The organism is Kitasatospora sp. NPDC059160 (assembly GCF_042755465.1).
Taxonomy (GTDB): domain Bacteria; phylum Actinomycetota; class Actinomycetes; order Streptomycetales; family Streptomycetaceae; genus Kitasatospora.
This window is the reverse complement of the sequence record NZ_JBHZCN010000012.1, coordinates 46,361-70,158: the sequence shown is the minus strand read 5'-3', so window position 1 is coordinate 70,158 and position 23,798 is coordinate 46,361. Positions and strand designations below refer to the sequence as shown.

Sequence of the window (23,798 nt, the reverse complement as noted above, 5' to 3'; positions counted from 1 at the left end):
CCCGCGCCCCGAACGCGTGGAACGGGCGGGCCGACCGCGGGGGCCGGCCCGGACGCGTCAGTCGGTCGCGGCGACCGCGTCGTCCACCGAAGTGTGGATCGGGAAGACCTTCGTCAGACCGGTGATCCGGAAGATCTTGAGAATGCGCTCCTGGTTGCACACCAGGCGCAGCGAGCCCTCGTGGGCACGCACCCGCTTCAGACCGCCCACGAGCACGCCGAGGCCGGTCGAGTCGAGGAAGTCGACGCCCTCCATGTCGACGACGAGGTGGTACTTGCCGTCGTTGACGAGCTCGACCAGCTGCTCCCGCAGCTTCGGGGCGGTGTACACATCGATCTCGCCGCCAACCTCGACGACCGTACGATCGCCGACTGCACGGGTCGACAGGGACAGGTCCACGGAACCTCCAGCACCTTGCCTTGCTACGTCATGTGCGATCCTCGGCCGGACGGCCGCCACCGCATGGTCGCGAGCCCGGGCGCGCCAAGCCAACAAGCCAACGCGTGGCGAGCCTCAGCGCTGCGACCCACGGCCATACGGCCGTCACGGCCACATTCAACCACCTGCGACCATGACCGCACGATGGCTTACGACGATTCTCCGTCACGCCGGTGACACACTGGGTCCTCATGCCGCCCCGACACAGCCTGCCCGAGGCACTGCTCACGACCCTGTCCACCAGTCGGGGGCGGGCCGACCGGCTCACCCATACGGAGCACCTTCCCGCCCGGCCTGCGCGTTATTCACCGTGGCCCGACTCGATCCGACCGGAGATCGTCGCCGCCGCGGCGGACGTCGGGGTGGAACAGCCCTGGGCGCACCAGGCAGAAGCGATGAACCTGGCCAAAAGCGGCCAGACTGTGGTGATCGCCACAGGCACCGCCTCGGGCAAGTCGCTGGGCTACCTGGCACCGGTCCTCAGCGACCTGCTGGAGGGCACCGAGGCCCGCAACGGCCGCGGCGCCACCGCGCTCTACCTGGCCCCGACCAAGGCGCTCGCCGCCGACCAGCGCCGCCGCGCCGCCGAACTCGCCCCGCCCCGGGTCCGGGCCGCCCTGTACGACGGCGACACGCCCCCCGAGGAGCGCGAGTGGGTCCGCCAGTACGCCTCCTACGTGCTCACCAACCCGGACATGCTGCACCGGGGCATCCTCCCCGCGCACGCCCGCTGGGCCTCCTTCCTCAAGGTGCTGCGCTACGTGGTCGTCGACGAGTGCCACAGCTACCGGGGCGTGTTCGGCTCGCACGTCGCCCAGGTGCTGCGGCGGCTGCGCCGCCTCTGCGCCCGTTACGGTTCGTCACCCACCTTCCTGCTCGCCTCCGCCACCACCGCCGACCCGGCCGTCACCGCCCGGCGACTGACCGGTCTGCCCGCGGCGGCCGTCACCGAGGACGCCTCGCCGCGCGGCCCGATGGTCTTCGGCCTCTGGGAGCCGCCGCTGACCGAGAACGTCGGGGAGCACGGCGCCCCGGTGCGCCGCACCGCCACCGCCGAGGCCGCGTACCTGCTGACCGACCTGGTCGAACGGCAGACCCGGACGGTCGTGTTCGTCCGCTCCCGGCGCGCCGCCGAACTCGTCGCCCTGCAGACCCAGGACCAGCTCGGCCGACCGCTCGCCGAGCGGGTGGCCGCCTACCGCGGCGGCTACCTCGCCGACGAACGCCGGGCCCTGGAGCGCGACCTCCACTCCGGCCGACTGCTAGGACTCGCCTCCACCTCCGCCCTCGAACTCGGCGTCGACATCTCCGGCCTCGACGCCGTCCTGATGGCCGGTTACCCCGGCACCCGGGCCTCGCTCTGGCAGCAGGCCGGCCGGGCGGGCCGGGAGGCCCAGGGCGCGCTGGCCATCCTGATCGCCCGCGACGACCCGCTGGACACCTACCTGGTGCACCACCCGGAGGCGCTGTTCGCGACACCCGTCGAGGCCACCGTGCTCGACCCCGACAACCCGCACGTACTCGCCCCGCACCTGTGCGCGGCCGCCGCCGAACTCCCGCTCACCGACGCCGACCTGGAGCTGTTCGGGCCCTCCACCGCACCGCTGCTGCCGGTGCTGGAACGGCGCGGCCTGCTGCGCCGACGCACCGACGGCTCCTGGTACTGGACCCGCCGGGAGCGCGCCGCCGACGCCGTCGACCTGCGGGGCAGCGGCGGCAGCCCGGTGCAGATCGTCGAAGCCGACACCGGCCGGCTGCTCGGCACCGTGGACGCCGCGGCCGCCCACACCACCGTCCACACCGGGGCCGTCCACCTCCACCAGGGCCGTACCTACCTGGTCCGGGAGCTCGACCTGGAGGACTCGGTCGCCCTGGTCGAACCGGCTGACCCGCCGTACACCACGGCCGCCCGTGACATCACCTCCATCTCCGTCCTCGACACCGACACCACCGTCCACTGGGGCGAGGGCCGACTCAGCTTCGGCTCGGTGGAGGTGGTCAACCAGGTGGTCGGCTACCTCCGGAAGCGGATCTCCACCGGGGAGATCATGGGTGAGAGCAAGCTCGACCTCCCGCCCCGCACCCTGCGCACCCGCGCCGTCTGGTGGTCCGTCACCGAGGACCAACTGCTCGACGCGGACCTGCCGCTCGACCGGCTGCCCGGCGCCGCCCATGCCGCCGAGCACGCCTCGATCGGGCTGCTGCCGCTGTTCGCCACCTGCGACCGGTGGGACATCGGCGGCGTCTCCGTCCCGCTGCACCCCGACACCGGGCTGCCCACGGTGTTCGTCTACGACGGCCACCCGGGCGGCGCCGGCTTCGCCGAACGCGGCTTCCAGCGCGCCGTCGAGTGGCTCACCGCCACCCGCGCGGCGATCGCCTCCTGCGAGTGCGAGCGCGGCTGCCCGTCCTGCGTCCAGTCGCCCAAGTGCGGCAACGGGAACGACCCGCTGGACAAGACGGCCGCCGTCCGGCTGCTGGACGTCCTGCTGGCCGGGGCCCCCGGGGCGGCCGGAGCGGCGGCCCCCGCCGCAGGCCCGGCGGTAGGGCCAGCGGTAGGGCCCGCGATGGGCCCCGCAGCGGACCCGGACGGCGGAGCACCGGCCGCTTCATGAGGCCACCGCCCCGCCCGGGGCCGTGGGCGCACCGGGGGCCGGCAACGGGCCGGGGGCCGTGGGCGCGGCGCTCGGGGTCCCGCCCGGGGTACCGGGGCCGCTGGGGCCGCCCAGCGCCTCGCCGAGGCCGTCCTCGGCCGCGGCGGCCGGGGCCCGCACCGGCCCGGCCCGCGACCTCGCCCGCGCCGGACCGACCGGCAGCCGCCGCGGAAGCCCACCGACCGGCACCTCGGCCACCACCTCGACGGCGTCCGCGGAACGGTCCACCGCGCAGGACACCAGCGCGGCCCCCTGCGCCGCCGCGATCCCGACGGCCCGGGCGCAGCCGCCGTCCGGGTCCAGCAGCAGCCGGTCCGCGGCCGCGAGGGCCGCCAGGTCGGCTGCCGACTCGGCCCGGTGCCGGGCGGCCACCACCGTGCCGACCGCGACCGTCGCCGCGAAGACCGTCGTGCCCAGCATCGCCAGGGCGAGCAGCCAGACCGTCGCCGAGCCCGTGTCCGCCCCGTACCCGCCCCTGCCCGGTGCCGCCGCCCGAGCGCTACGGACCCGCCCGAACCGCCCCAACCGCGCCGGCCACTCCACCGCCCACCGACGGCCAACCGGACGGCAGTCGGCCGACCTGGCAGTCCTCCGGGCCACCTGTCGAGCCGTCAGGCGGGCCATCCACCTCCACCTCCTCCCTCCACGGTCCCTTCCGCTCCTTCCGTTCCTTCCGCGGTGCCGCCCAGCACGTCCTCCCGGGCGGCCACCGCCATCGCACCGACCCGGACGGCGAGCAGCCCGGCCAACCTCCCCGGCGCCGCGCACGGGGCGTCCACGTCGACCCGTACCGTGTCCGCCGCGACCGCCACCCGGACCCGCGCTCCCGGCGGAGCCGCCGCACGGGCGAGTCCGGCGGCGTCCGACTCGCCCCGGGCGGCCGCCCTGGCGCCGATCCTGGCCGCGTCCACGCAGGTGATCTGCGCCGCGGCCGCGAGCACGCCCCAGATCAGCATCGCCGCGAGCAGGACGAGCGCGGGCAGCAGCACCGCCGTCTCCGCCGTGACGAAGCCGGCGTCCCCGCGCCGCCCCCGCCACGACCCCTGCCACGGCCCCTGCCACGGCCTCCGTACGGCCCGTACAGGCCGGTTCGACCGGCCGGGTCGCGGTCGGGCGCTACGTCGCACGGAGCGCCCGTTCCAGCGTCTCGGTCAGCGCCCCGGTGATGGCCGCGCTGGTGACCACCTTGTACAGCCCGGCCGCGAGGGCGCACGCACCCAGCGTGCCGACGGCGTACTCAGCCGTGGTCATCCCGGCGTCCGAACGCCCGCGGTACCGCGCCACCCTGCGTACCCGGCCGGCGACCCCGCGGCTCTTCCGCCGCCACGCTCCCGGCAGGTGCTGGAACGGACGCCCGATGCTGGGCCTGGTCGCGAAAACTGCAGTCATCGATCTCTCCTGTCTGGATACTTACCGGTCCCTCTCGCGGGTCCCGGCCCGACGGGCCCGGACCCGACACCCACTCACATCGACCACCCGAAACGGCTGGTCAGGCCGATCACCACCGGCACCACTCCGATCAGGACGAAGGCCGGCAGGAAGCAGAGTCCGAGCGGCGCGGTGGCGAGCACCGCGGCCCGGCGGACCCTGACGTGGGCCGCCCGGGCGGCGGCGGTCCGCTGCTCCCGGGCCAGTTCGACCAACGGACCGGTCGCGGGAGCTCCACCGAGGCTCGTCCGGACCAGGCACCGCGCCAGCGGCGCCAGCGCCGCGTGCCGTGCGCCCAACCTGGTCCAGCAGAGCTCCGGCGGTGCACCCAGGACCAGTTCGGCCCCGATCGCGACCAGCCTCGGCCCCAGCGGTGCGCCCACGCTCCGCCCCACCGCCGCCACCGCCGCCGAGGGCAGCGCCGCCGCTCCGAGGCAGGCCGCCAACAGATCGGCGCCCAAGGGAAGTTGCCTGAGCAGCAACTGCTCCTCCAGCATCGCCCGGCGATCCGTCGGCGACCTGGCCCGGGCCGACCACCGGTGCACGCCCACCGCTGCCAGCACCCCGGCCACCGCACCGGGGCCACCACCGACCAGCGCCGCCACCGCCAGCCCCGCGACGACCGCCGTCGCCAGTCGCCGCCGGGGTCCAACCCCGCTGCGCCCAACACCGGTGCGCCCAACATCGCTGCGCCCGGGCCCGGTTCGACTCCGCACCTCCTCTCGTTCCCGCTGCCAGGCGAACGCCCTCCGTCCGGCGCTGCGCCCCGCCCCGTGCCGGGCCACCCCGGCCGCAGCCGCCGATAGCGCCACAGCCGTCACCGAAAGCCCGGCCGGCACCCACCCGCCCAGTCGCATCACCCCGCCCCCGCTCCGACATCGAGCGCCCACAGGCCCCCTCGCCGCCCACCGCCGCGCCGAGGCAGGCCCGTCACCCCAGGACGGCTCCCCACACCCCAGGGGGCCTCCAACGCGCCCTGGGCCGCCGCCCGGACGATCCGGGCCGTCCAGAGCACCCCCAGGCCCTCCAGCACCGCCCCCGCCCCCAGACAGCCGAGTCCGGCCGGCGTGTGCAGCAGGACCTCCACCGGACGGGCCCCGAGCGCTCCGCCCAGGAGCAGCCCCGCGCCCGGCAGGGCGGCCAGGACCGCGATCGTCGCGCGCGGTCCGGCCAGCTCCCCCGCGATCTCCTCGGTCAACGCCCGCTCGCCGCGCAGCGCCTCCGCGACCCGGTCCAGCGCGGCGGCCAGCCCCGACCCGCCGTCGGAGGCCACCCGCCAGCAGGCCGCGATCGCTGCCGCCCCGCTGCCTCCGGGCAGTTCGGCGAGCAGCTGGAGCGCAGCGGGGACGTCCCCGCCGTAGCGCCCCGCCGCCAGCCGGGCCACCGGCTCCGCGCCGAGCCGGCGCAGCCCGTCCGGGTCCGCGGCCAGCCGGGCCGTGACCAGGTGCAGGGCCTGCTCCGGGGTCGCACCGCTGCGCAACTCCCCGGCCAGCGCGGCACACAGCTCCACCACCGCGGCGGCCCGCCGCCCGGCCTCGGCCTCCCGTCGCCGCCGCAGCCGCCACCTCCTCAGGGGGAGGACGGCCAGCACTCCCGCGAGCACCGGCACGGGCGAGGCGGTCGCCTGGCCGGCGACCAAGCCCACCGGCAGCGCCAGTAGTTCGGGCGCCAGCAGCCCAAGCAGCCGGCCCCGCACCCGGCCCACCTCCTCCGGCTGCGGCCCGTGGACCGGGGGCCCGTACACCGGGGGCCCGCTGCCCGCCGGCACCAGCCTGGAGCGCCGCCCACCGGGTAGCTGCTCCTGGACCGCCCGCCACCCGACAGCGGCCAGCAGGCACAGCAACGTCACCCAGCAGAGCGCCGGTTGGACCTGCGTCATGTCACCCACCTCCCTGCCCTCGACCCTTCCGGCCCGCTGCCCCGAGCAGCACCAGGGCGCCCGTCGCACACGCGACCAGGAACAGCACGAACCCGATCTCCACCAGCCGCAGCTCCCGCTCGGCCCGGCCCGCCCCCGTCAGCGCCACCGCCGCCGCCACCGACACCGGGGCCGGCACCCACACCGGCACTGCGGTCGAGACCGCCGCCACCACGGCCCTCATGGCGTCACCGCCCCGATCGCCACCCCGCGTGCGGCCAGCAGCCCGACCAGCCGTTCCCAGCCCGCCCCGGGCACCAGGCCGCCCGCGGCCGGGAACCGCACCGCCGGGGTGGTCACCGCCAGCCCGTTGCCGTCCCCGGCCAGTGTGTGGATCTCCGCCACCCGGCGCCGCCCCGAGTCCGAGTCCCGGACCAGGTGCACCACCACGTCCAGCGCGGCCCGCAGTTGGCTGTGCAGGGCCGGGCGGTCGAGCCCGGCGAGCGAGCCGAGCGCCTCCAGCCGGACCGGCACGTCCGCCGCCGTATTGGCGTGGACGGTCCCGGAACCGCCCTCGTGGCCGGTGTTGAGCGCGGCCAGCAGGTCCGACACCTCGGCCCCGCGCACCTCGCCGATCACCAGCCGGTCCGGCCGCATCCGCAGTGCCTGCCGGACGAGGTCCCGCAAGGTGAACTCGCCCAGCCCCTCCTGGTTCGGCGGTCGGCTCTGCAGTCGGACCACGTGCGGGTGGGCCGGCCGCAGTTCGGCGGAGTCCTCGGCGACCACGATCCGTTCGTCCGGACCGACCAGGCCGAGCAGGGCCGCGAGCAGGGTCGTCTTGCCCGAGCCCGTCCCGCCCGAGACCAGGAGCGACAGCCGCGCCCGCACGATGCCGGCCAACAGCTCCGCGCCCTCCGGTGGCAGCGCGCCGCCCGCCACCAACTCGTCCAGCGTGAACGGCCGGGGCCGCCACACCCGTAGCGAGATGTGCGTGCAGCCGGCCGCGATCGGCGGCAGCACCGCGTGCAGCCTGGTGCCGTCCGGCAGTCGGGCGTCCACCCAGGGCCGGGCGTCGTCCAGGCGCCGCCCGGCCGCGGTGGCCAGCCGGTGGGCCAACCGCCGCACCGCCTCGGCGTCGGCGAACCGGACCCCGGTGGCCCGGTGCAGACCGCCGCCACGGTCGACCCACACCTCGTCCGGACCGTTCACCAGCACGTCCGTGACGTCGGGCGCCGCCAGCAGCCGCTCCAGCGGGCCCGCACCCACCAGTTCGGCGCGCAGCGAGCGCACGGTGTCCAGCACTTCGTCCCCGCCGAGCGGTGGCCGGGTGGCCCGCAGCACGGCTGCCACCGAGCCCGCCGTCGGGTCGGCCCCGGACTCGGCCAGCCGCAGCCGGACCGCGTCCACCAGCTCGGCCGACCGCTCCTCGCTGGCCGTCCGACCGTACGGGCAGGGCCCGTGTCCGGCCGGGCCCGGCCCGCCGGGCGGCGGCACGCTCCGGAGCGGCCGGTGCTCCCGCGCACCGTCGCCCGGGGCCGGGGCACCGCCCCGCGTTCCTGTCCTGCGCAGACGGACCATCAGTACGCACCTCCTCCGACCGCCGACACCGGCGGCAGCACCTCGTTCAGGAAGCTCGCGCAGAAGCGCGCGAGCGGACCGCCCTCCCGTGTGCCGGGCGGGACGCCCTTCTCGACGTCCTCGGTCAGCCCCGGCTCCGGTTCCAGCTCCCCCGCCAGCTCCAGCCGCAGCCCGCGGGCGATCCGGTGGGCCGGGAGCCCGCCGGCCCGCACCGGCCGCACCACGGCCCGGACGTCCCCGAGCCGCATCCGGGCCGCCGCCGCGACCCGGTCGGCGGCCGCCACCGCACGCAGCTCGGCCGGGACGACCAGCAGCGCCAGGTCGGACTGCTCCAGCGCCTGCCCGGCGGCCGCGTCCAGGTGGCGCGGCACGTCGACCACCACCAGCCCGCCGCGCCGTCGGGAGGCGGCGAGCACGCTGCGCATGGCGGCCGGCGGCACCGTCAGGGTGTCGCCGCGGTCCCAGGACAGGCAGGACAGCCCGGAGAGCCGTTTGAGGGCCGGCAGCGCCCTGGCGAGTTCGGCCCCGCTGACCCGCCCGCGCGAACCGGCCAGGTCGGGCCAGCGCAGCCCGCGGGCCGTCTCGCCGCCGAGCAGGATGTCCAGGCCCCCGCCCAGTGGATCGCCGTCGAGGAGCATGGTCCGCCGCCCGGTCCGCGCGGCCGTGACCGCGAGGGCGCAGGCCAGGGTCGAGGCCCCGGCCCCGCCCCGGCCGCCGAGCACCGCGACGGTGACGGCCGGGGAGCCGACGCCCTCGGCCGCGTCCGCGATCCGGTCCAGCAGCCAGGCCTCGGCGTCGGGCAGGAACAGCACGTGCTCGGCGCCGAGTTGGACGGCTCTGACCCACACGCCGGGGTCGTCGAGGTCCAGCCCGAGCAGCAGGACCCCGCTGCGCCGACCCAGCCCCGCGCAGTGCTCCGCCCGGTCGTCCCCGACCAGGACCAGCGGGGCGGCCTCCCACAACTCGCGCGGCGGCGGCGCGCCCCTGATCAGCCGGGGCTCGGTGCCCGCTGCCGCGCAGACCCGCAGCAGGTGCTCGGCCAGGTCCTCGTCCCCGGTGACCACGAGCGGCCCGGTGGCCGCGGGGCCCTCGGCGGTGACGTGGGAGGTGATCGGCGTCGACATGGTGTTCTCCCCTCTGTGCCGCGGCCACCAGGGGCGGCCGCGGCACGCGTCGGACGGTTCCGACGGACGGCCGCCAGGCAGACCTCTGGGAGAGGAAGGGGTGAGGCCCTGCCCGGCGACCGCCGCCGACCATCACGGTGGGGGGAGATCCGGATTCCGTCATCCACGTTCCGATTGCCTGTGGATAACTCGGGGGTTGTGGATGAAAACGTTCACTCGGACGGGGGGCTATTCGTCGAAGAATTGACGAAAGGGGGTCGCGGGGACGGCCCGGCCGTCCATCGCCCCCCAGCCGACCGCCCTCCCCACCCCCGCCCCAGCGGCCCTGCGCGCGCCATCAGGACGGCCCCGCGCGCCCCGCCAGGACAGTCCCGCTCACCCCCGCTGGAACGACCCCGGGGAGCCGATCGGAACCAGCCGTGGGCATCCTGCGCGTCATGAGCAAACGGCAACGCAGAGTGACGAAAGGTGGTGGACGGATCGAGCCGTCGACACCACCCGTACACCTCGGGAAGGACCGCGCGGAAGCCTGCGCGAAGGGCCTTCAAGCCCTGAAAATGGCCCCGGACGTGCGACGACCCCCGCCGGGGGGGAGAGCGGGGGTCGTCTATCCACAGCCCGACTCGGGGGGGAGGAGCCGGACCGGGTTAGCACGGTCGCGAACGATCCGTGACTTCCATGGTGTACCCGAGCGGCCAGAAACACAAACCCGCACGCCCACGAGTACACCGAATGGCGGGGTGTTTTGCGGCTCCCTCTATCCTCGGTTCCCGTGGACACCACCGAGAACGCCGACGACCACGCCGACGAGTCCCAGGGCGACCCCACCGGGCCCGAGGAGCCGAGCGCACCCGCCCGCCCCCGGCCGACCGGCCTGCGGACCGCCGCCTTCTTCGACCTCGACAAGACCATCATCGCCAAGTCGAGCGCGCTGGCGTTCAGCCGGCCTTTCTACCAGGGCGGCCTGATCAACCGTCGGGCCGTACTGCGCAGTGCGTACGCCCAGTTCGTCTTCCTGGCGGGCGGCGCGGACCACGACCAGATGGAGAAGATGCGCGAGTACCTCTCTGCGCTCACCCGGGGCTGGAACGTCCAGCAGGTCCGCGAGATCGTCGCCGAGACCCTGCACACCCTGATCGACCCGATCATCTACGACGAGGCCGCCTCACTGATCGAACAGCATCACGCGGCCGGCCGGGACGTGGTGATCGTCAGCAGCTCCGGCTCCGAGGTGGTCGAGCCGATCGGCGAACTGCTGGGCGCGGACCACGTGATCGCGACCCGGTTGAAGGTCGAGGACGGCTGCTACACCGGCGAGATCGAGTACTACGCCTACGCGGAGAACAAGGCCGCGGCGATCCGGGAGTTGGCCGGGACGGAGGGCTACGACCTCGCCGCGTCGTACGCCTACAGCGACTCCTCGACCGACCTGCCGCTGCTGGAGGCGGTCGGCCACCCCTCCGCCGTCAACCCCGACCGCGCGCTGCGCAAGGAGGCGCAGGCCCGGGAGTGGCCGGTGCTGGTCTTCGACCGGCCGGTGCAACTGCGACGGCGGGTGCCGGAGTTCTCCGCGCCGAGCGGTTCGGTGCTGACGGCCGTGGCGGTCGGGACGGCCGCGGTGACCGCCGGGGTGATCTGGTACCTGGCCCGCCGGCGCCGCCCGGCCGCCTGAAGCGCCCACCGGAAGACCTTGATCCACCGCAATCCGGTGCGATCCACCGGGAAAGCCCCGAAACGGGCAGATCAGCACAGACTTCTCGTTTCGGGTTCCCCTTTCGGCCGAAACGCGATACAAAGGAAGCACGGCCCGCGAGACCCGGTCAGGACCGAAGAGGTCAAACCGACAACGCAGTTCAGGCCCCACGGACCGCACGTACAGACATCCGAGCACCCACATGCAGCCGACCCGCTGTCGGGCCGCCGGACCAGACGAACGGGCAGGATCCCCGTCTGATCGGCACTTCCGGTGCATGCTTGGTCACCCGGCTGTCTGCACCAGCGGCGGCACCCAGCAGGATCAGGTGCCGCCGCATCTTCGTGTCCGCGGGGTTCGCGTCGCGCGGACTCTCCGCCCGGGCTCAGGCCATGCCGCGCTGCATCGCCTCGCAGACCGCCGTGCTCTCCCGCACCCCCAGTCGCAGCGCCCGCCCGCAGTGGGCGATCCAGGCCGCCATGCCCTCGGACGTGCCCGCCAGGTAGCCCGCGAAGGCGCGCCGGTAGGTGTCGGTGCCCAGCTCGGCCAGGCCGACCTCGGTGGGGCAGATCGACTTCGGGTCGAGGCCCTCGGCGATCAGCACGATCCGCTGGGCGGCCCGCGCGATCATCCCGTTGTGGCTGCCGAACGGCCGCAGGGCGAGCAGTTCGCCGTGCACCACCGACGCGACCACCAGGGCCGGCGTCCCCACGCCCTGCCCCTCCGCGCGGGCCACCAGCAGCCGGGAGAGCTGGTCCAGCCGGGCCGCGACCTCCTCCGCGCCCGGCGCGGGCGGCAGCACGGGCGTCGGCCCGACCGCGGCCTCGACCTCGACGCTCTCCACCGGTTCGAGCTCCAGCGGGAAGAGCTCCTCGGCCCCCTCCCCCGCCCGGCGCGGCCGGCCGGCGGCCGGGTCGGTGTCGCCGACCGCGAGCAGGTGCAGCCGGGCCAGCACCTGGAGCGGCGAGTGCCGCCAGACGCTGAGCAGCTGACCAGCCTCGGCCGTGATCCGCAGGGCCGCGCCGACCGAACGGGCCTCGGCGTCCGCGCTGAAATCGGTCCGCCGGCGGACCTCCTCCAGGGGCCAGTCGGCCCCGGCCACGGCCGCCGACGCGCGGGCGCCGCGCAGCGCGGACTCGGAGGTGACCTCGGCCGCGCGGCGGCGCATCACCCGGTGGCCGTAGAGCCGGTCGACGGCCTTGCGCACCTCGGCCACGGCGTCGGGCACCGCGGGGAGCTGGGCCAACGGGGCGAGGGGATCTGTTCCAGTGCTCACCTACCCGAGAGTAATGAACGGGCGGCCCCTCCCGGAACAGCAACCCCGCATCACCCGTTAGAGGCAATCCTCACTTCCCTCCCCCGGCGGACCCCAAACCCCGGCTAGCATGGCCACTATCGGAGACGATAACGATTTCCAGTTAGGGGGCGCCCCCACCTGCGCGCCCCTGAGCACGCGGCCCGCCCCCAGGGCCCAGAGCGAGAGCCGGAGCCCCAGATGAAGATCGCCTTCGTCGGCAAGGGCGGCAGCGGGAAGACCACGCTGTCCGCACTGTTCATCCGCCACCTGGCCGCCATCGGCCGACCGGTGATCGCCGTCGACGCCGACATCAACCAGCACCTCGGCCCCGCACTCGGCCTGACGGACGCTCATGCGGCCGCCCTGCCCTCGCTCGGCGCGCACCTGCCGGAGATCAAGGAGTACCTCCGGGGCAGCAACCCGCTGATCCGTTCGGCCGACGAGATGATCAAAACCACGCCGCCCGGGCACGGTTCGCGCCTGCTGCGGATCGTCGAGGAGAACCCGGTCTACGCCGCCTGCGCCCGCCCGATCGCGCTGGACGAGGGCTCGGTCCGGCTGCTGGCGACCGGCGCGTTCACCGAGGAGGACCTCGGGGTGGCCTGCTACCACTCCAAGGTCGGCGCGGTGGAACTGCTGCTCAACCACCTGCTGGACGGCCCGGACGAGTACCTGGTCACCGACATGACGGCCGGCTCGGACTCCTTCGCCTCCGGGCTGTTCACCCGCTTCGACCTCACCTTCCTGGTCGCCGAGCCCACCCGCAAGGGCGTCTCGGTCTACCGGCAGTACAAGGACTACGCCCGGGACTTCGGCGTGCAGCTGCGGGTGATCGGCAACAAGGTGCAGGGCCCGGACGACCTGGCGTTCCTGCGCCGCGAGGTCGGCGACGACCTGCTCACCACCTTCGGGCAGTCGGACTGGGTACGCCGACTGGAGCAGGGCGCCGAGCCGCCCTTGAGGTCGCTGGAGCCGGCCAACCGGGCCGTGCTGGAGCAGCTGCGGGTCGAGGCCGAAGCGGCGTACGGGCTGCGCGACGAGCACCGCTACACCGCGCAGGCGGTGCTCTTCCACCGGCGCAACGCGGAGAGTTGGGCCAACGCCAAGGTCGGCATCGACCTGGCGACCCAGGTGGACGAGGACTTCGTCCTCGGCGGAATCCCGAGCGGCCGTCCGAGCGGACTCCCGGCCGGAGCCCCCGTCTGACATCACCACGCGGTCCCGAGCACGGCACCGCCACCGACCGGACGGGCCGCGGCCTCCCCCTCACCCCGGGGGACGCCGCGGCCCGTTCGCCGTTCCGGCCCCACCCCTGGCCCCACCCCCGGCCGACGCCCCCGACCGACGCCCCAGGGCCGCCCAAGGGGAGCGTCCAGGGACCGGCCCGAGCCTCCCACCAGCAGATTCCCGTCCGTTCGAACACCACCCAATGGGGTGAACCGGCGATTTTCCGCTTCCCTCCGAGAACAACGCTGTGCAAAGATTTCATTACCCTCGGTTTACCGAGTCTTGATGGCCCGTTCCGACGGCCTCCGGCGAGACATCCCGCTCCTCGCCCTGGCCCCTGGCGGGCCCAGATGGTCGACGCCGGCCGGTGACACCCGCATTCCCCGCCGCGCCCACGCCATCCCGCCACACCGTCGCGACCCACGACAGCCGATCCGCCCCGGAGCCCCACCCCGGACTCACCACCGGACCTGACTGCGTTCGTTCCCCCGGACAGACGGGAAGACCATGACCCTCGACATCTCCAGCGCACCCATCGCCTCCGACACCACCGACCACGCGCCACCCGGCCCCGGCTCCCGGGCCCGGTGGGCCCAGGACCTCTCCGCCTCCGTGGTGGTCTTCCTGATCGCCGTGCCGTTCTCCCTCGGCATCGCGCTCGCCACCGGCGCCCCGCTCACCGCCGGGCTGGCAGCAGCGGCCGTGGGCGGCATCGTGGTCGGGCTGTTCGGCGGCACCCCGCTCATGGTCAGCGGCCCCTCAGCCGCGCTGACCGTGATCACCGCCGGACTGATCGCCCAGTACGGCTGGCGGGCCACCTGTGCCATCACCCTCGCCGCCGGACTGCTCCAACTCCTGCTCGGTGCACGCCGGGTGGCCCGGACGGCGCTCGCCGTCTCGCCCGCGATCGTGCACGGCATGCTGGCCGGGGTCGGGCTGACCATCGCCATCGCCCAGCTGCACGTCGTCCTCGGCGGCTCCCCGCAGAGCTCGGCGATCGCCAACCTGCTGGCTATGCCCGGGCAGTTGGCCGGTCCGCACCCACCCGCCCTGCTGGCCGGCTCGGTGACCGTGGCCGTGCTGCTGGGCTGGCCCAGGCTCGGCCGACTCCCGGGCCGCGCGGGCGAGTTCGGTGCCCGCCTCACCAAGGTGCCCGGCCCGCTGGCCGCCGTGGCCGTCGCCACCGCGCTCGCCCTCGCCCTGGACCTGCAGCTCGCCCACATCGAACTGCCCGCCTGGCAGCCGCACTCACTGGTGCCCGCGCTGCCGCACGGTTCGCTCGCCGGGGTGCTCGCCGCCGTCCTCACCGTCACCGCCGTCGCGAGCGTGGAGTCGCTGCTGTCCGCCGTGGCGGTGGATCGGATGTCCCAGCGCACCGGCGACCTCGACCGCGAGCTGCGCGGGCAGGGCCTCGCCAACCTGGTCAGCGGGCTGGTCGGCGGACTGCCGATCGCCGGCGGCGCCGTCCGCAGTACGGCCAACGTCCGGGCCGGCGGGCAGAGTCGGTGGGCCTCGGTCATGCACGGGGTCTGGGTGCTCACCGCCGCCCTGGCGCTGACCGGTGGGCTGCGCCGGATCCCGCTGGCCGCACTGGCCGCCTTGGTGCTGGTGGTCGGGCTGCAGATGGTGAGCTTCGCGCACATCCGTAACGTGCACCGGCACCGCGAGTTCCCGGTCTACCTGACCACCCTGCTCGCCGTGGTGGCCTTCGGCGTGCTGTGGGGCGTCGGCCTCGGCGCGGCCACCGCCGTGCTGCTCGCGCTCTACCGGCTCACCCGGGCCCACGTGGACGTCGCGACCGGCCCCGACGGCTCGGTCACCGTCCAGACCCACGGCCCGCTCACCTTCACCGCCGTCCCCCGGCTGAGCCGGGCGCTGGCCGGGATCCCCAGGGGCGCCGAGGTCACCGTCGTGCACGACGGTTCCTTCCTGGACCACGCCGCCTACGAGACGCTGCACGACTGGCGGACGGGGTACCAGGCCGCGGGCGGTCAGGTCTCGCTGGTGACGCGGCGCCAGGACGACGAGGTGCTCGACCCCGACGGCACCGTCCGCGCGGGCAGTTCCCCGGGCCCGCACCGCTGCCGGGCCTGGACGCCGTGGGGCGGCCACCACTGCATCGAGCAGCAGGAGGACCCGCACGGCCGGCTGCTGGACGGCGTCCGGGTGTTCCAGCAGCACACCGCCCCGCTGGTCAGGCCCGAACTCGCCCGGCTGGCCCGGGAGGGGCAGACGCCGTCCCAGCTCTTCCTGACCTGCGCGGACTCCCGGATGGTGACCAGCATGATCACCAACAGCGGGCCGGGCGACCTCTTCACCGTCCGGAACGTCGGCAACCTGGTGCCGGCCCCGTTCGAGCCCGGTGCGGCCGACGACTCGGTGGCCGCCGCGGTGCAGTACGCGGTCGAGGCGCTGGAGGTGCGCTCGATCACGATCTGCGGCCACTCCGGCTGCGGCGCGATGAAGGCTCTGCTGGACGGCGTGCACGAGCGCCCCGGGTCACCCACCCCGCTGACCCGCTGGCTGCGCAACGGCCGCGGCTCGCTGGACCGGCTCCGCCGGGCGCCGGCCGAGTTCGCCGACCGGCCGGTGGTGGACCTCGCGGAGCAGCTCTGCATCACCAACGTGGTGCAGCAGTTGGACCAGCTGATGGCGAACCCCGCGGTGGAGCGCCGGGTCGAGGAGGGCACCCTGCGCCTGGTCGGCATGTACTTCGACTTCGCCACCGCTCAGGCCTACGTCCTGGACCGCGCCGCCGGGACGTTCAGCCCGGTCGAGGCCCGGCCGGAGGGCGATTCGGCCGAACGGGTGAGAAACGACGCCCGGATTCCGGCCGCCGGCAGCGAGGAGGGGCCCCAGTTGGCCGCCTGAGAGCCGGGTCCGTGTCTCCGCCGGGCGGGCCGGGACACGGGCCCTCCGACCGCCGTACGGCCTGCCGCCTCCGGGCAGCGGGCCGTACGGCGGTCGTGCCGCAGTCGTGCCGCAGTCGTGCCGCAGTCGTGCCGCGACCGGGCTGCGGTCGAGCTGCGGTCGAGCCGTGATCGGGCTGCGGTCGAACCGACATCGAGCCGGGATCGCCGCCGGGGCCACCACCATGACCGTCACCACCGTCGTGACGGGCATCATGATCACCGTCGTGACCGGCACCACAGTCATGGGATCGTCGTACCAGGATCGGCCCACCGTACGGCGGATTCGGCGATCGACCGTTCGACGATCGGTCAAAGGTCTACACCAATTGCAAGGAGCCTCTTGTCAACTGGCCCGTTCGCCTGGTGAGCTGTGCGCTGGGACACACGGGACAATCCCCACGCACGGGATCGCCCCAGATCATGACTCGATGAGGAGTGCGCGTTGAGCAACGAGAGCCTGGCCAACCTGCTCAAGGAGGAGCGGCGTTTCGCCCCGCCGGCAGAGCTCGCCGCAGCGGCCAACGTCACCGCGGCCGCGTACGCCCAGGCCTCCGAGGACCGTCTGGGCTTCTGGGCCGAGCAGGCCCGTCGCCTGAGCTGGGCCGTCGAGCCGACCGAGACGCTCGACTGGTCCAACCCGCCCTTCGCCAAGTGGTTCGCCGACGGCAAGCTCAACGTGGCCTACAACTGCGTCGACCGCCACGTCGAGAACGGCCTCGGCGACCGGGTCGCCATCCACTTCGAGGGCGAGCCCGGCGACAGCCGCTCGATCACCTACGCGCAGCTCAAGGACGAGGTCTCGCAGGCCGCCAACGCGCTGCTGGAGCTCGGCGTCCGCAAGGGCGACCGGGTCGCCGTGTACCTCCCGATGATCGCCGAGGCGGTCGTCGCGATGCTCGCCTGCGCCCGGATCGGCGCCACCCACTCGGTGGTCTTCGGCGGCTTCTCCGCCGACGCCGTCGCCTCCCGCATCCAGGACGCCCAGGCCAAGCTCGTCATCACCGCCGACGGCGGCTACCGCCGCGGCAAGCCCTCCGCGCTCAAGCCGGCCATCGACGAGGCGCTCACCAAGGTCGACGGCGTCGAGCACGTCCTGGTGATCCGCCGCACCGAGCAGGAGATCGCCTGGACCGAGGGCCGCGACGTCTGGTGGCACGAGATCACGGCGCGTCAGTCCACCGAGCACGCCCCCGAGGCGCACGAGGCCGAGCACCCGCTGTTCATCCTCTACACCTCGGGCACCACCGGTAAGCCCAAGGGCATCCTGCACACCTCGGGCGGCTACCTCACCCAGGCCAGCTACACCCACCACGCGGTCTTCGACCTCAAGCCGGAGACCGACGTCTACTGGTGCACCGCCGACATCGGCTGGGTCACCGGCCACTCGTACATCGTCTACGGCCCGCTCTCCAACGGCGCCACCCAGGTCATCTACGAGGGCACCCCGGACACCCCGCACCAGGGCCGGTTCTGGGAGATCGTCCAGAAGTACGGCGTGACGATCCTCTACACCGCGCCGACCGCGATCCGCACGTTCATGAAGTGGGGCGACGACATCCCCGCGAAGTTCGACCTGTCCTCGCTGCGGGTGCTCGGCAGCGTCGGCGAGCCGATCAACCCCGAGGCGTGGGTCTGGTACCGCGAGCACATCGGCGGCGGCAAGGCCCCCATCGTCGACACCTGGTGGCAGACCGAGACCGGCGCCATGATGATCAGCCCGCTGCCGGGCGTCACCGAGACCAAGCCGGGCTCGGCCCAGCGCGCCCTGCCGGGCATCGCGGCCACCGTGGTGGACGACGAGGCCAGGGAGGTCCCGAACGGCTCCGGCGGCTACCTGGTGCTCACCGAGCCGTGGCCGTCCATGCTCCGCACCATCTGGGGCGACGACCAGCGCTACATCGACACCTACTGGTCGCGCTTCGAGGGCCGCTACTTCGCCGGTGACGGCGCCAAGAAGGACGAGGACGGCGACATCTGGCTGCTCGGCCGGGTCGACGACGTCATGCTGGTCTCGGGCCACAACATCTCCACCACCGAGGTCGAGTCGGCCCTGGTCGGCCACCCGACCGTGGCGGAGTCCGCCGTGGTGGGCGCCGCCGACCCGACCACCGGCCAGGCCATCGTCGCGTTCGTGATCCTGCGCGGCGGCGTCACCGAGACCCCCGAGCTGGTCGAGGAGCTGCGCGCCCACGTCGGCCGCACGCTCGGCCCGATCGCCAAGCCGAAGCAGATCAAGGTCGTCGGCGAGCTGCCGAAGACCCGTTCCGGCAAGATCATGCGCCGTCTGCTGCGCGACATCGCCGAGGGCCGCGAGGTCGGTGACACCACCACCCTCGCCGACAGCACGGTGATGAGCCAGATCCAGGCCCAGCTGCCGCCGCACGGCGACGGCAACAGCAACAACGGCTGATCGAGGCGTCAGAAGCCTTTCAGCAGCCATACGGAGCGGGGCCCCGGGCGGTGCGTGACCACCACCCGGGGCCCCGCCGTCACGTCGTCACAGCATCAGGCCGTCACAGCGTCACGTCGTCACGTCGTACGGGGCTCACCCCTCCACCGCTGCGGTACCGGCCACCGTGCCGATCGCCGTGCCGCGCTGGGCGGCCAGGGTGCGCAGGGTCTCGTAGGCGCCCTGGACGATGACCCGGCCGCGCAGGACCCGCACTCCCGTCCATGCTCCGGCCAGCACCGCCAGCCCGACCTGGGCCCGCGGACTGAACCCGACGAAGGTGCTGAACCCCCGGGTCGACCCGACCTGGAACACCAGCTCCTCGGCGCCCTCCCCCTCGGCCGGCACCCCCACCGCGTCGACCGCGGCCAGTTCACCGACCGAGCCGATCGCACCGGCCTCGCCGCCGGCGCCGTCCGCGCCGCCCCCACCCAGCACACCACCCGGCGCACCGCCCGGCCCCCACTGGTTCCAGCCCACGCAGAGCCGGGTACCGCCCCGGCGCCGCCCCACCCTCGGCCGACGGACCTCGCCGAGCGCCGTACGCAGCGCCGCCGCGTCGGCCCGCTCGGGCAACGGGACGGCGTCCAGCGACAGGTGGGCCTGGAGGTAGCGGAGCATGTCGTCCGCGGTGGAGCGCAGTGCCGAGGCGCCCGGCAGAGCGGGCAGCCGGAAGGACGGCACCCGTCGGCCGCGCCGGTACCCGCTGACGTCCTCCCGGCCTGGGCCGCTGGAGGTGTCCAGCAGGCCGAGCGGCCCGCAGACCCGGGTGGCCAGCAGGTCGTCGTAGCGCTGTCCGGCCGCGTTGGCCAGCAGCAGTCCGAGCAGCCCGGAGCCGAGGTTGGAGTACCGCACCTGGGTGCCCGGGGTGCCCCGGACGGGGGTCCGTGACAGTGCGTCGAGCAGGTGGGTCGGCCCGAACGTGGCGTACGGGCGGGTGAACCACCGGGGTGCCGCGGCCGGCAGCAGGCCGACCGGCAGTCGGGGCAGGCCGGAGGTGTGGGTGGCCAGGTGGAGCAGGGTGATCGGCCGCTCGTGCGGGTAGCCGGGGACGGCGTTCGCGGGGAGGTAGCGGTCGATCGGGTCGTCGTAGCGGACCTCACCGCGGGCGGCCATCTCGGCGAGCAGCAGTCCGGTGAAGGTCTTGGTCACGGACCCGAGCTCGAAGCGGGTGTCGGCCCGGACCGGGTGGCGGCCGGAGCGGTCGGAGTGCCCCCGGCAGGCGACCGTCCGCTCGTCGCCGCGGATCACCACGACGGCGACGCCGCCGTCCGGTCCGGCGGAGCGGAACAGCGGACGGAGCAGCCGGTCGAGGTCCGCCGGGACGTCCTCGGCGGCCTCCACACGGCACTTCGGGGCGAACTCCGGGGCGAACTCCGGACGAGGGTCCGGGTGGAGCACCCGGCCGGGATGCCGGTCGGCGTCGGCGGGCTCACCGGGTAAGAGGGGCGGTTGGGGCAGGGTGGTGCCACCACCGGACATGGTCGTGCCTCCAGCAGAAACAGCGGGAACAGCGGGAACAGCGGGAACAGCGGGAACCGAAGGGCTGCGCACCGGCCCGGATCGGGCGGGCGCCTGCGATCGACCTTAGGGAGCCGTTCACCCGACTGCACTCGGCCTGGGCCGTTCGGGTACCGGTCCGCTGCTCCTCGGGAGTGCAGTAGCGGCCCTCAGGGCTTAAGTCATTTACTAGGACAATCCGGATGTCACCTGAACGTCCCGCTAGACTGTTAAGGACGCATCAAGGCCCTTGACAGGATCCGCGGGCGTCACAGGGCGCGCCGGGAAGTCTGGTCGGCAACTGCACCACCCGTGCATCCGTTTGCCGCTCCCAGCCCCAGGAGGTCCCCGTGACCGACCAGCCGCCCGCCCACGAGCCGACGACCCGCCGCCGGCAGTTCCTCGGCCGGCTGTCGCTGCCCGAGCGCACCTTCGTCACCAACGCCCTGCGCACCGAGACGGTCGGCGGGATGCTGCTGCTGGCCGCCGCCGTGGTCGCGCTGATCTGGGCCAACGTCTGGCCTAACGCGTACGAGAGCGTGCTCGACCACCGGATCGGCCCCTCCGCCCCGCTCCACCTCGACCTCACCCTGGCCAACTGGGCCAAGGACGGCCTGCTGACGGTCTTCTTCTTCGTGGCCGGCATCGAGCTCAAGCGCGAGTTCGTGGCGGGCGAGCTGCGCACCCCGAGCGCCGCGCTGCTGCCGGTGATCGCCGCCGTCTGCGGCGTCGCCCTGCCCGCGATCCTGTTCGCCCTGGTCAACTCCGGCAGCGGCGGCCACCCCGGCGGCTGGGCCATCCCGACCGCCACCGACATCGCCTTCGCCCTCGGGGTGTTGGCCGTGGTCGGCAGTCACCTGCCCTCCGCGCTGCGCGCCTTCCTGCTGACCCTGGCCGTGGTCGACGACCTGATCGCGATCCTGATCATCGCGGTCTTCTACAGCTCCGGGATCAAGTTCTGGGCGCTCGGCCTGGCCTTCGCCGGTCTGGTGCTGTTCTGGTTCCTGCACCGGCGCGGGGTGAAGGGCTGGTACCTGTTCGTGCCGCTGGCCCTCGTGGTCTGGGCGCTGATGCACGAGAGCGGCGTCCACGCCACCGTCGCCGGCGTCGCAATGGGCCTGATGCTGCGCTGCCACCGGGAGGGCGACGAGCAGCACTCCCCCGGCGAGCACATCGAGCACCTGGTCCGCCCGCTCTCGGCCGGACTGGCCGTCCCGGTGTTCGCGCTGTTCGCGGCCGGGGTGACGATCTCCGGCCCGGCCCTGCGCGAGGTGTTCACCCAGGCCGCCCCGCTCGGCATCGTGATCGGCCTGCTGGTCGGCAAGACGGTGGGCATATTCGGCGGCACCTGGCTGGCCGCCCGGTTCACCCGGGCCGAGCTGAACCCCCAGCTCAAGTGGGCCGACCTGTTCGCCGTCTCGGTGCTCGCCGGGATCGGCTTCACCGTCTCGCTGCTGATCAGCGAACTGGCGTTCCCGGACGACCTGGCGCTGGCCGACCGCTCCAAGACGGCCGTCCTGGTCGGCTCGCTGCTCTGCGCGGTGGTCGCCACCGTGCTGCTCAAGCTGCGCAACCGGCACTACCGCGCCCTGTGCGAGGAGGAGGACCGGGACGAGGACGGCGACGGCATCCCGGACGTCTACCAGCAGGACGATCCGGCCTGGCGGGCCCGGACCGCCGACCGGGCGGCGCTCGCCGAGGCACCCCGGCCCCGGCCGGGCGAAGGTCCCGGCAGCGACCGCTGAGCCCCGCCGAGGGGGTCCGCGCCGCGCCCCGCACCGCACCGCACTCCACGCCGCGCCGCACCCCGCGGCCGCCTTCCGAAGCCAGGACACGTCCCTCCGGCGGGGCCCCGGAGTGGTGTCCGACTGACCGGTAGGGGCATGATTCTGAGCTGTCGACACACCACTGACGCCTCCGGATCCCCCACCGGCCCCGGAAACCGCGCACCGCGACGGCGTCACGCCGCAACAGCCGCAGAGGAGAACCGCTGATGCCCACAGGAGCCGCAGACCCGTCCAGCAACGGCCGGGCGCCCTACGAGGGCGAGCGTTCGGTGGGGCAGCTGTTCGCGGCGGCCACCGCCGACCTGAGCGCACTCGTCCACGACGAGATCGCGCTCGCCAAGTCCGAGATCAAGGCGGACGTCAAGCGCGGCGTCGCCGGCGGTGTCTCGGGCGCCGTCGCCGCCGTGGTGCTGCTGTTCTCCGTTCCGATGCTGAGCGCCGCGTTCGCCTTCGGCATCCACGCGCTGGGCCTGTCGCTCGGCTGGTCCTTCCTCATCGTGGCAGCCGCCTACTGGGTGCTCGCCGCCGTCCTCTTCCTGCTGGCGGGGCGCTTCTTCAAGAAGATCCAGAAGCCGGAGCGCACCATCGAGGGCGCCCAGAAGACCGCCGAGGTGCTGAGGAACGCCCGGCCGCGCCCGGCCACCCAGGAGGAGATCGACCGGGGCCTGGGCCGCATCCCGTAACCGCCCCCGCCCGTACGTGCCCGGACCCGCCCGCAGCGAGTGCCGGGCACGTGTCCTTCGCACGGATGTGACACGCTCTCGGTATGCCGCTCGACCAGAAGCCCGCTCCCGCGCAGCCGTCCGCCGTCTCCGGCCCCGCCTCGGGGCCCGAGGGCGGCCCGGAGACCGGCCCGGAGGCCGTCGAGGGCGCCGCCGCCCCCGGGCGGTCCGAGGACGCCGCTGCCGAGGCGTGGAGCATCCGGCAGTCCGGTCCGTGGAAGCACCGCGACCTGGCGGCCAACGGCGCCCGTTTCCACATCACCGAGCTGGGCTCCGGCCCGCTGGTGCTGCTGGTGCACGGCTGGCCCGAGTACTGGTGGGCCTGGCGCCACCAGCTGACCGCGCTGGCCGAGGCCGGCTACCGCGCCGTGGCGCTCGACCTGCGCGGCATCGGCGGCAGCGACCGCACCCCGCGCGGCTACGACCCGGGCAACCTCGCCCTGGACATCACCGGGGTGATCCGCTCGCTCGGCGAGCGCCGCGCGCACCTGGTGGGGCACGCCTCCGGCGGCACCCTGGCCTGGGTGGCGGCGGTGATGCGCCCCTCGGTGATCCAGAGCCTCACCGCGGTCTCCGCGGCGCACCCCCGGGACCTGCGCCGGGCGCTGCTGACGGACCGCAAGCAGATCGCCGCCTTCGACCACGTCCTGGGCTTCCAGCGGCCGTGGATACCGGAACGCCGCCTGGTCGCCGACGACGCGGCGCTGGTGGGCCGCTACCTGGACGAGTGGGCCGGGCCGAACAAGCTGGACGGGGCGGCGGTGCACGCGTACCGGCAGGCGATCCAGATCCCCAGCACCGCGCACTGCTCGATCGAGCCGTACCGCTGGCTGCTGCGCTCGATGGCCCGGCCGGACGGCATCCAGTTCGCCCGCCGGATGAAGAAGCCGATCACCGCACCGACCCTGCACGTCCAGGGCGCCGCGGACCCGGTGCTGCTGTCGCACACCGCACTGGGCGGCGGCGAGTACGTGGCGGCGCCGTACCGCTGGCGGCTGCTGCCGGGGGTCGGGCACTTCCCGCACGAGGAGGCTCCGGAGGAGTTCACGGCGGAGCTGCTGGACTGGGTCGGTCGCCACAAGGAGTGACGACCGGAGGGCCCTCCCCAGGGCTCCCGGAAGGGGTCGGAAG

At 74.3% G+C, this 23,798-nt stretch carries 19 protein-coding genes; 8 read left to right on the top strand and 11 right to left on the bottom strand.

Annotated features, from left to right (window positions below; all coding sequences use genetic code 11):
- Nucleotides 1–57: 57 nt before the first annotated feature.
- Nucleotides 58–399 carry an anti-sigma factor antagonist BldG gene (bldG, locus tag ACFXOZ_RS07580; protein ID WP_188305076.1) on the bottom strand — a complete coding sequence of 114 codons (342 nt, stop codon included), beginning with the start codon at nt 397–399 and terminating at the stop codon, nt 58–60.
- A gap of 230 nt (nt 400–629) precedes the next feature.
- Between bldG and ACFXOZ_RS07575 the strand changes: the two genes are divergently transcribed.
- Nucleotides 630–3,053, top strand: coding sequence for a DEAD/DEAH box helicase (locus ACFXOZ_RS07575; RefSeq protein ID WP_380588294.1), 2,424 nt, complete (start codon nt 630–632; stop codon nt 3,051–3,053).
- Here the strand turns inward: ACFXOZ_RS07575 and ACFXOZ_RS07570 are convergent.
- The 8 genes from ACFXOZ_RS07570 to ssd all read right to left on the bottom strand — a co-directional run bounded on the left by ACFXOZ_RS07570 (nt 3,048) and on the right by ssd (nt 9,080).
- Nucleotides 3,048–3,716 (bottom strand): Rv3654c family TadE-like protein, encoded by a 669-nt coding sequence (locus tag ACFXOZ_RS07570; RefSeq protein ID WP_380588291.1) that lies wholly within the window; start codon nt 3,714–3,716, stop codon nt 3,048–3,050. The two genes, ACFXOZ_RS07575 and ACFXOZ_RS07570, sit on opposite strands and share 6 nt — an antisense overlap.
- Nucleotides 3,704–4,081, bottom strand: a complete 378-nt coding sequence (locus ACFXOZ_RS07565) for a TadE family type IV pilus minor pilin (RefSeq protein ID WP_380530456.1) — start codon at nt 4,079–4,081, stop codon at nt 3,704–3,706. Before ACFXOZ_RS07565 ends, ACFXOZ_RS07570 begins: the two co-directional genes overlap by 13 nt.
- Nucleotides 4,082–4,208: 127 nt before the next feature.
- Nucleotides 4,209–4,481 carry a DUF4244 domain-containing protein gene (locus tag ACFXOZ_RS07560; protein ID WP_375887585.1) on the bottom strand — a complete coding sequence of 91 codons (273 nt, stop codon included), beginning with the start codon at nt 4,479–4,481 and terminating at the stop codon, nt 4,209–4,211.
- A gap of 74 nt (nt 4,482–4,555) precedes the next feature.
- Nucleotides 4,556–5,125 carry a type II secretion system F family protein gene (locus tag ACFXOZ_RS07555; RefSeq protein ID WP_380527141.1) on the bottom strand — a complete coding sequence of 190 codons (570 nt, stop codon included), beginning with the start codon at nt 5,123–5,125 and terminating at the stop codon, nt 4,556–4,558.
- Between the two features lie 251 nt (nt 5,126–5,376).
- On the bottom strand, nt 5,377–6,399 hold the full coding sequence (locus ACFXOZ_RS07550; protein WP_380527143.1) for a type II secretion system F family protein: 1,023 nt from the start codon (nt 6,397–6,399) through the stop codon (nt 5,377–5,379).
- Between the two features lies 1 nt (nt 6,400).
- On the bottom strand, nt 6,401–6,622 hold the full coding sequence (locus tag ACFXOZ_RS07545) for a hypothetical protein (RefSeq protein ID WP_380588288.1): 222 nt from the start codon (nt 6,620–6,622) through the stop codon (nt 6,401–6,403).
- Nucleotides 6,619–7,956 (bottom strand): TadA family conjugal transfer-associated ATPase, encoded by a 1,338-nt coding sequence (locus ACFXOZ_RS07540; RefSeq protein WP_380588285.1) that lies wholly within the window; start codon nt 7,954–7,956, stop codon nt 6,619–6,621. Before ACFXOZ_RS07540 ends, ACFXOZ_RS07545 begins: the two co-directional genes overlap by 4 nt.
- Nucleotides 7,956–9,080, bottom strand: a complete 1,125-nt coding sequence (gene ssd / locus ACFXOZ_RS07535; RefSeq protein ID WP_380399521.1) for a septum site-determining protein Ssd — start codon at nt 9,078–9,080, stop codon at nt 7,956–7,958. Before ssd ends, ACFXOZ_RS07540 begins: the two co-directional genes overlap by 1 nt.
- 874 nt (nt 9,081–9,954) lie before the next feature.
- Here ssd and ACFXOZ_RS07530 point away from each other — a divergent pair.
- A complete protein-coding gene (locus ACFXOZ_RS07530) occupies nt 9,955–10,752 on the top strand; it encodes an HAD family hydrolase (RefSeq protein ID WP_375887701.1) in 798 nt (265 codons plus the stop codon).
- Between the two features lie 406 nt (nt 10,753–11,158).
- Here the strand turns inward: ACFXOZ_RS07530 and ACFXOZ_RS07525 are convergent, their stop codons facing one another.
- Nucleotides 11,159–12,049: an oxidoreductase gene (locus ACFXOZ_RS07525; protein WP_380588282.1), complete on the bottom strand. Its 891-nt coding sequence runs from the start codon at nt 12,047–12,049 to the stop codon at nt 11,159–11,161.
- A 219-nt stretch (nt 12,050–12,268) separates the two neighbouring features.
- Between ACFXOZ_RS07525 and ACFXOZ_RS07520 the strand changes: the two genes are divergently transcribed.
- From ACFXOZ_RS07520 to acs, 3 genes are all read left to right on the top strand, one after another.
- The gene (locus ACFXOZ_RS07520; protein WP_375887599.1) at nt 12,269–13,276 is read left to right on the top strand and encodes an ATP-binding protein; all 1,008 of its coding nucleotides are present in this window, start codon (nt 12,269–12,271) and stop codon (nt 13,274–13,276) included.
- A gap of 528 nt (nt 13,277–13,804) precedes the next feature.
- Nucleotides 13,805–16,168: a SulP family inorganic anion transporter gene (locus ACFXOZ_RS07515; protein ID WP_380588279.1), complete on the top strand. Its 2,364-nt coding sequence runs from the start codon at nt 13,805–13,807 to the stop codon at nt 16,166–16,168.
- 483 nt (nt 16,169–16,651) lie between these two features.
- Nucleotides 16,652–18,619, top strand: a complete 1,968-nt coding sequence (gene acs, locus ACFXOZ_RS07510) for an acetate--CoA ligase (RefSeq protein ID WP_375887603.1) — start codon at nt 16,652–16,654, stop codon at nt 18,617–18,619.
- Between the two features lie 135 nt (nt 18,620–18,754).
- On the opposite strand, the gene ACFXOZ_RS07505 is transcribed toward acs, so the two are convergent.
- Nucleotides 18,755–20,140, bottom strand: a complete 1,386-nt coding sequence (locus ACFXOZ_RS07505; protein ID WP_380588276.1) for a serine hydrolase domain-containing protein — start codon at nt 20,138–20,140, stop codon at nt 18,755–18,757.
- 368 nt (nt 20,141–20,508) lie between these two features.
- Between ACFXOZ_RS07505 and nhaA the strand changes: the two genes are divergently transcribed.
- The 3 genes from nhaA (at nt 20,509) to ACFXOZ_RS07490 (ending at nt 23,755) form a co-directional block, all read left to right on the top strand.
- Nucleotides 20,509–21,903 (top strand): Na+/H+ antiporter NhaA, encoded by a 1,395-nt coding sequence (nhaA, locus tag ACFXOZ_RS07500; protein WP_375887609.1) that lies wholly within the window; start codon nt 20,509–20,511, stop codon nt 21,901–21,903.
- A 248-nt stretch (nt 21,904–22,151) separates the two neighbouring features.
- Nucleotides 22,152–22,628, top strand: coding sequence for a phage holin family protein (locus ACFXOZ_RS07495; protein ID WP_375887612.1), 477 nt, complete (start codon nt 22,152–22,154; stop codon nt 22,626–22,628).
- 83 nt (nt 22,629–22,711) lie between these two features.
- Nucleotides 22,712–23,755, top strand: coding sequence for an alpha/beta fold hydrolase (locus ACFXOZ_RS07490; protein WP_380399505.1), 1,044 nt, complete (start codon nt 22,712–22,714; stop codon nt 23,753–23,755).
- Nucleotides 23,756–23,798 lie beyond the last annotated feature (43 nt).